A 7877-nucleotide genomic window follows, 5' to 3' on the forward strand; every position below is an offset into this window, starting at 1 on the left:
AAGCCATGGCAAACCTGCCGAAACGGCAGATCGAGCCCCTGACACCAGGGCTTTTGCATGGTCGGGATATGATCGTTTCAGGTGATCTTTAGGATTTGTAGGGCTCGGTCCGGATTGCGGTTGTCCAGGCGGAGGGCTTACCTGCTTCGGCCCTCAGCGGCAAGGGTGCGAATGTTGGTAGTTTGTTGGTATTCCCGGCTTGTGGATGGACGCACGGACTCGTCCTTCCGACCCGACAGGTGCCCGGGTTCTGCGATCGGGTGGGCAGGGTCAAGGGTCGGCGAAGCCGATCGCGTAGCGAGGTCACGTCCGCTCCAGCAACAGCCGGGCCGCCTCCAACTCCGGCCGACCAGCGGCGTTCTGGCTCACGGTGCCTCACCGCCCGCCATGGCAACGTGTACACCAGCAAGCAGCCGGTCGAGCACTGCAAGGGGATGCGCCACCAGGACCACTGCCACGGTCGGCGGCGAGCAAGACGCGGTCCCCGGCCGCCAGGCGGCACCACCGACGCACCGCCAACGGCAGATGCAGATGACCACGATCACCGATGCAGTGGACACCATGGTAGTCGCGCTGGCCACGATGATTCCCGCGTGCTCGCGGATGTCCAGCCGTGTGCCCGGGACCCAGCCCAGCACCCGGAGGATACTGCGATCGGCAACCCGGCCACTCTTGTCCACCGCGCTCAACGCGTAGACGGTGTCCGCCACGCGTGAGGATCCGGCATCCAATGCCGGTACGGGAAGCGGAAGTCGGCCCCGACCCACCAGGCCGGCGCTGACACCGCCAGGTGTCAACTTAGGGATCACCGCCGGTACGAACGAGGCAGTCACGAGGACCACCCCCGCCTGGCGTTCACCCGCAGTGACGGTAGAGGGTAGATGAGGTGTTCAAGGATGCTTGAACACGAACACGTGAAACAGCGCACCAATGCGGAAGATCTGTGTCCGAGGGGGGATTCGTACACATGTTCGCGGCACCCATGCGCAGCATGGGTGCTCATGCCGTAATCCTATAGCAGCCAGTGGGCACTGTGGAGAATTAGCCGGTGGTCGGAGTGAGCAGGACTCCGGACTACTCATTACATGACGAAGCATTGCAATATCTGACAGGCCAGGCCGCAGCGAGGTGCTCAGCCAGGATCTGAAGACCTCGCGGCCCCCCGCCCCGGACTCCAGAATTCCTCAAAGATCCGCTCTCGATTGCTGGTGCGCACGTGAGCGAGTTCGATGTTGCTCGAGCAAGGCATGCCCTGCTGCGCACAGAGTGATTTACTGCCCCTGTGAGCAGCTCATACATGGAGTATCGCGGATCTGGCTTTTGGGTCCGCGACGGAACGTGTCAAGGGATTGAGGCCAACGGGAGTTAACCTAAGGGGTGAGCACGGACAGTACTTACCGCCGACGCCGGTCAGCTGAGCGCGTCCGACCTCCCTACGGCACGCAGCTCCCCGGCTTGTTGCCGGACCGAGCCCCACCGGCTGGCAGGCCACCCGGCGCAGGGCGGCGACGGACGAGTGCCGGGCCGCCCTGACCCCACTCGCCTACCGAGCAAGCGCTTGGTACCCTTCGGCATGCGATTCGGCATTCTCAGTCCCGTGGTGTTCCGGCCACCGGGGCAGTTCAGCCCCTGGGAGATCGGGGCCGGTACCGAGGAGCTGGTCACCGTCGCGCGGGCGGCGGACCGCCTCGGCTATCACCACCTCACCTGCAGCGAGCACGTCGGCGTACCGACCCGCATCGCCGCCCGGGGCGGCGGCACCTACTGGGACCCACTCGCCACCCTCAGCTTCCTGGCCGCGCAGACGACGCGGATCGGCCTGGCCACCCACGTCCTGGTCCTCGGCTACCATCACCCGCTCGACATCGCGAAGAGCTACGGCACTCTCGATCGGCTCAGCGGCGGACGGGTCATCCTCGGGCTCGGCGTGGGCAGCCTGAAGGAGGAGTTCGCGCTGCTCGGTGCGGACTTCGAGGGGCGCGGTGCGGCCGCCGACGATGCGATCCGGGCGCTGCGCGCGGCCTGGGGAGAGCCGGTACCCGCGTACGAGGGAACGCACTACCGCTTCCAGGACTTCGTCATCGACCCGCACTCGCCCCGCCGTACCGTGCCCCTGTGGATCGGCGGGTACACCCGGCGCTCGCTGCGACGGGCGGTGGAACTCGGCGACGGGTGGGTTCCGTTCGGGCTGACGCCGGAGCAGATCGGCGCGATGATCGCGGCGGCGGCTCCGCCCGCGGGCTTCGAGGTGGTCGTGTCGCCCCCGCCGTTGGACCCGCTCGGCGACCCGCACGAGGCCCGCCGCCAGGTCGAGGCGGTGGCGGCGGGCGGCGCCACGATGATGAACATCGTCCTGCGCCACCGCGACGCCGAGCACTGCGTCGAGCAGTTGACGGCCTTCCGGGACCTGTTCCCGGAGGCGGAGTGGACCGGCGTCGACCGGGACGGGAAGGCGGTCGCATGAGCGTTCGGCGTGACCGGCACGACGATGTCACGGTCCTCACCATCGACCGGCCGGGGGTGCGGAACTGCCTCGACCACGCCACCCTGTCAGCGTTGACCGCCGGACTGACCGAGGCGGCCACCGACCCGCAGGTACGGGCCGTCGTACTGACCGCCACCGGCGAGCGTGCGTTCAGCGCCGGTCTGGATCTGAAGGCGGTGGCCGCGGCCGGGATGCCCGATCCCACGACCAGCCCGCTGCACCTGCTCCGCGACGGGTACCCGCTCCCGGTGATCGCCGCGGTCAACGGGGCGGCGGTCGGCGGTGGCTTCGAACTGGCACTCGCCTGTGACCTCCGGGTCGCCGCCGAGCACGCGTACTTCGCCCTGCCGGAGGTCTCGCTCGGCATCGCCGCCACCGAGGGCGGGACGGAGCTTCCCCAGCGCATCCCGTTGGCCGTGGCGCTGGAGATCGGATTGGGCTGCGAGCCGCTCAGCGCGGCACGGGCGTACGAGTTGGGTCTGCTCAACCGGGTGGTCCCGGCGGCCGAAGTGCGGTCGGCGGCGCTGGCCCTGGCCGGGCGGATCGCCGCCCACTCGCCGGCCGCCGTCCGCACCACCAAGGAGCTGATGTACCGGTCCCTCTCGGCGGACCCGGCCCACCTGCGGGCCCGGAACCGGGCCGCGACCGTCGCCCTGCTCGCCGGCCCCGACGCGGCCGAGGGGATGGCGGCCTTCGCCGAGAAGCGGGCACCACGATGGGCCGCGTCGACAGTCGGCGAGTCCCCCGCCCCGCCTCCGGGTCAGTGGTGAGGTACATCACCGCCCGCCCACCCGCAACCAACCAAGCGCTTGGTAAGCTCACCCTGGCGGGGCCGGGGTGAGACACCCACCCCACCGTACGGCCACGGACCGGAGGAGAGGCAGCATGGCGGAGGCCTACATCGTCGAGGCGGTTCGGACGCCGGTGACCCGACGCCGCGGCGCCCTCGCCGGGGTGCATCCCGCGGATCTGGGCGCCCGCGTAATCTCCGGGCTGATGTCGCGCAGCGGGGTGGATCCCGCAGCCGTGGACGACGTCGTCCTCGGCTGCGTGGACACCATCGGCCCGCAGGCCGGGGACATCGCCCGCACCGCGTGGCTCGCCGCCGGCCTGCCGGACCACGTGCCCGGGGTGACGGTCGACCGGCAATGCGGTTCGTCCCAACAGGCGGTGCACTTCGCCGCCCAGGCCGTGCTCAGCGGCACCGCCGACATCATCGTCGCCGGCGGCGTGCAGAACATGAGCGCGATCCCCATCTCGGCGGCGATGACCACCGGGGCCGAGTTCGGCTTCCCGGACCCGTTCTCCGGCTCGTCCGGATGGCGCCGCCGCTACGGTGACCAGCCGGTCTCGCAGTTCCGCTCCGCGGCGATGATCGCGCAGAAGTGGGGCGCGAGCCGCCCGGAGATGGAGGCGTTCGCGCTGCGCAGCCACCAGCGCGCGCTGACCGCGATCGCCGAGGGCCGGTTCGACCGTGAAATCCTTCCGCTCGACGCGGCCACGGTCGACACCTGCCCCCGGGCGGACACCTCGCTGGAGAAGATGGCCGGCCTCCCACCGCTGGAGCCGGGCGGCAGCATCACCGCCGCGATGGCCAGCCAGAACTGCGACGGCGCGGCGGCCCTGCTGGTGATGTCCGAGCGGGCGGTGCGGGAGCACGGGGTCACCCCGCGCGCCCGGATCCACCACCTGTCCGTACGCGGCGCCGACCCGGTCTGGATGCTGACCGCCCCCATCCCGGCCACGGCCCACGCGCTGGCCCGTACCGGCCTGTCGATCGCGGACATCGACCTGTTCGAGGTCAACGAGGCGTTCGCATCGGTGGTGCTTGCCTGGATCAAGGAGACCGGCGCCGACCCGGAACGGGTCAACGTCAACGGCGGGGCGATCGCGCTGGGGCACCCGCTCGGGGCCACCGGCGCGCGGCTGATGACCACCCTGCTGCACGAGCTCGAGCGCACCGGTGGCCGGTACGGCCTGCAGACGATGTGCGAGGGCGGCGGACAGGCCAACGTCACGATCATCGAGAGGCTCTGATGGATCCGGACCTGACCGGCAAGGCGGTGATCGTCACCGGCGGCACCCGCGGCATCGGCGCGGAGATCGCCCGCCGGTACCTTGCGGCCGGCGCGCGGGTGCTGGTCTGCGGCCGTACCGCGGTCGACGAGTTGCCGGCCGGCGGTGAGCGCGGCGCGGAGTTCGTCCAGGCCGACGTCCGGCAGCCCGAGCAGGCCGCGGCGGTGGTCGACGCTGCGGTCGAGCGGTTCGGCCGGCTCGACATCCTGGTCAACAATGCCGGCGGCTCACCCATGGCCGACGCGGCGACCGTCTCCCCCCGGTTCATCAGCTCGATCGTCTCGCTGAACCTGTTGGCCCCCTTCTTCCTCGCGCAGCCCGCCAACGCGGTGATGCAGCGGCAAGCCGAGGGCGGGCTGATTCTCAACATCGGCAGCGTCGCCGGGCGCGACCCCGCGCCGGGCACCGCGGCCTACTCCGCGGCCAAGGCCGGGCTGACCACCCTGACCCGGGCCCTGGCGCTGGAGTTCGGCCCCAGGGTGCGGGTCAATCAGGTCACCGTCGGCCTGGTCCGCACCGAGCTGGCGCACCTGCACTACGGCGACGAGGAAGGGGTGCGGGCGGTCGCGGCGACGATTCCCCTGGGGCGGATGGCGACACCGGACGACGTCGCCGCCGCCTGCCTGCTGCTCAGCTCACCGCTCGCCGGTTACGTGAACGGCACGGAGCTGCTGGTCGACGGCGGCGGCGAGATTCCGGCCCGGATCCTCGCCGCCCGGCCCGGCGACAGTTAGTCCAGGTGTTCCGCGCGCTGCGGCATCCATCGTTCCGCCTGCTGTGGACGGTGGTCCTCCTCGGGCAGCTCGGGTACTGGATCTCGTCGGTCGCGTTCCAGTGGGAGGTGGCCCACCGTACCGGGAACGATCCGCTGGCCCTTGGCCTGCTGTACTTCTGCAGCCTCGCGCCATACCTGCTCCTGTCGCTGCCCGCGGGCATGCTGGCGGACAGCATGGACCGGCGGAGTCTGATGGTTTCCGTGCAGGCGGCCGCAGCGCTGCTCGCGGTGGCCGCCACGCTGCTCGCCACGCTGGCGGTCATGTCGACGCCGGCCGTGATGGTGCTCAGCTTCCTGGCCGGCTGTGTCATCACCATCGTCTCCCCGGCCAGTCAGGCCCTGATCGCCGCGATGGTGCCGGAGGAGGATCTGACCAGCGCCGTGCCGCTCCAGGCCGCCGGGCTGAACCTGGCCCGGATCACCGGCCCGGCGCTGGTCGGTCCGGTGCTGCTGATCGGCGGCGCGGCCAGCGCCTTCGTCGTCTACGCGATGCTGTCGCTGGGCGCCGCCGCGCTGGCCGGCCGGCTCGTCGCGGGCGGACCTGCGGTGCGGACAGCGCGGGCGGCGCCGGGCGGGACGGCACGCCGCCGGCTCGCGGCCGCCATCCACCACGTGCGAGAGCGGCACCCGGCCCTGCCGGCGCTGGGCGTCGTCGCGGCGACCTCCGTCTTCGGCTCGTCCTATCTGGCGCAGCTGCCGCTGATCGCGGCCCGGGTCGGCGGCGACAGCGAGTCCACCTTTCCGACGCTGGTGACCCTGGGCGGCATCGGCTCGTTCCTCGGGGTGCTCTCCGTGGCGTGGCGGGGCCGGGGGTTGAGCCCGCTCCCGGCGGCGGTCCAGCTCGTGGTGCTCGGAGTGGTGATGGCGCTGCTCGGGGTGGTGGCATCGTTCCCGCTGCTCATCGTGCTGATGATTCTCGCCGGCGGGCTCACCCTGTCGATCATGACATCGATCAATTCGATCCTGCAGCACCTAGTGGACGACGCCCAGCGCGGGCGGGTGATGAGCCTGTACTTCATCTGCTGGGGTGGGCTGCTCCCCTTCGGCGGCCTGGGTCTCGGCGGCCTCGTCCGGTGGGTCGGCGCCGGCTGGGCTTTCTCCGTCTTCGGAGTGCTGGCGAGCCTCGCCGGTCTTGCTCTCGCACTGGGTGCGCGCCGCGCCAGGCCTTGACGGCTACCGGCGGCCGAGCCTACCTTCCAAGCAAGCGCTTGATAGGATAATGGAGGAGGCCCGATGAGCGTGCCGCAGTTCGGCTTCACCCCTCGCGACGTCGTGCTGGTCACCGGTGCCGGCAGCGGCATCGGCCAGGCGGTCGCGACCAGGGCCGCCGAGATGGGCCTGACCGTCGCCGCCGTGGACCTGAACCCGGCCGGCGCGGCGGCCACAGCGGAGCGGATCGAACGGTCCGGTGGTCGGGCCGCGGCGATCACTGCCGACGTCAGCGACCCTGCCGCCGTCGCGGCGGCGGTCGCCCGCGCCCGGGAGCTGGGGACCGTTCGCTACCTGGTGAACAACGCCGGCCCGTCCTCCGCCGTGGACCTGGAGTTCGACGAGGCGCTGCGGATCGCGGTGGGCAGCGTCCGGCGGGTCACCGACACCTGGCTGGCGGGCGGGGCACCGCCGGGCGCAGCGCTGGTCAACATCGCCTCCGTCGCCGGCAACCTGGTCGGCACCGCCTCCGACTGGTACTGCGCAGCGAAGGCCGCGATCACCGGCTACACCCGCCACCTCGCGGCGTATCGCAGCGACGAGGTGCGCAGCAACGCGGTCGCGCCCGGGATGACGGACACTCCCCGCCTGGCCGGCTTCGTCGACAGCGAGGTCGGGCAGCGGGTCCTGGGCCGGATACCGCTGCACCGGATGGCCACGTCGGACGACATCGCGTACGCGGTGCTGTTCCTGCTCTCTCCGACGGCCGGCTACATCAACGGGGTCTTCCTGCCGGTCGACGGTGGCTGGACCGTCACCCAGTAGCCGCAGGGCAGCGGACGGGAGAGGAGGCGCGGATGTCGGGGACCCAGGCCGCCGAACCGGCTGACCGGCAGCAGATCCACGAGGTCGTCCTGCGCTACTGCCGGGGCATCGACCGACTCGACCTCGATCTGGTGAGGTCGGCGTACCACCCCGACGGGGTCGACCACCACACCGGCTTCGACGGACCGATCGACGAGTTCCTGGCGTGGGTGGAGCCGCTGCTGCGCCGGCTCGCCGGCACCATGCACATCGTCGGCAACCACCTGGTGGAGCTGCACGGCGACCGGGCCGTGGCCGAGACGTACGGGACCGCCGTGCACTGGGGAGAGCCGGCCGACGACCCAAGTCTCAACTTCACCAGCGGCTTCCGCTACGTGGACCTGATGACCCGCCGGGCCGGGCGGTGGGCCATCGCCGAGCGGTGGGCCGTACGGGAGTGGACCCGGTCGGAGGCGGGCCGGTGGATGCGGCGCGAGGCGCCCGGCCCCACCGGCTCCCGCGATCGGCGCGACCCGCTGTACGCGCTGCTCACCCGGCTGTCGTCGGGAGCCGGATAGCGGGGGTCAG

General features: G+C 71.3%; 8 protein-coding genes. 7 read left to right on the forward strand and 1 reads right to left on the reverse strand.

All coding sequences use genetic code 11. From position 1 onward, the window contains the following. Positions 1-365 precede the first annotated feature (365 nt). Positions 366-710 carry a hypothetical protein gene (locus tag AB0I41_RS24195; RefSeq protein WP_357111648.1) on the reverse strand — a complete coding sequence of 115 codons (345 nt, stop codon included), beginning with the start codon at positions 708-710 and terminating at the stop codon, positions 366-368. 863 nt (positions 711-1573) lie between these two features. On the opposite strand from AB0I41_RS24195, the gene AB0I41_RS24200 reads away from it, so the two are divergent. The 7 genes from AB0I41_RS24200 (at position 1574) to AB0I41_RS24230 (ending at position 7867) form a co-directional block, all read left to right on the forward strand. Then, positions 1574-2464 carry an LLM class F420-dependent oxidoreductase gene (locus AB0I41_RS24200; protein ID WP_357111651.1) on the forward strand — a complete coding sequence of 297 codons (891 nt, stop codon included), beginning with the start codon at positions 1574-1576 and terminating at the stop codon, positions 2462-2464. Beyond that, on the forward strand, positions 2461-3255 hold the full coding sequence (locus AB0I41_RS24205) for an enoyl-CoA hydratase-related protein (RefSeq protein ID WP_357111654.1): 795 nt from the start codon (positions 2461-2463) through the stop codon (positions 3253-3255). The genes AB0I41_RS24200 and AB0I41_RS24205 overlap by 4 nt, the downstream gene beginning before the upstream one ends. Before the next feature lie 115 nt (positions 3256-3370). Next, entirely contained in the window at positions 3371-4522 is a 1152-nt protein-coding gene (locus AB0I41_RS24210) for an acetyl-CoA C-acetyltransferase (RefSeq protein ID WP_357111657.1), read from the forward strand. After that, entirely contained in the window at positions 4522-5295 is a 774-nt protein-coding gene (locus AB0I41_RS24215; RefSeq protein ID WP_357111660.1) for an SDR family oxidoreductase, read from the forward strand. Before AB0I41_RS24210 ends, AB0I41_RS24215 begins: the two co-directional genes overlap by 1 nt. 5 nt (positions 5296-5300) lie before the next feature. Next, positions 5301-6506 carry an MFS transporter gene (locus tag AB0I41_RS24220; RefSeq protein ID WP_357111662.1) on the forward strand — a complete coding sequence of 402 codons (1206 nt, stop codon included), beginning with the start codon at positions 5301-5303 and terminating at the stop codon, positions 6504-6506. Positions 6507-6569: 63 nt separating this feature from the next. Beyond that, positions 6570-7310: an SDR family oxidoreductase gene (locus tag AB0I41_RS24225; RefSeq protein ID WP_357111665.1), complete on the forward strand. Its 741-nt coding sequence runs from the start codon at positions 6570-6572 to the stop codon at positions 7308-7310. Between the two features lie 32 nt (positions 7311-7342). Next, positions 7343-7867: a nuclear transport factor 2 family protein gene (locus AB0I41_RS24230; RefSeq protein WP_357111667.1), complete on the forward strand. Its 525-nt coding sequence runs from the start codon at positions 7343-7345 to the stop codon at positions 7865-7867. Positions 7868-7877 lie beyond the last annotated feature (10 nt).

It is taken from the genome of Micromonospora sp. NPDC050200, from assembly GCF_040656135.1.
GTDB lineage: Bacteria > Actinomycetota > Actinomycetes > Mycobacteriales > Micromonosporaceae > Micromonospora.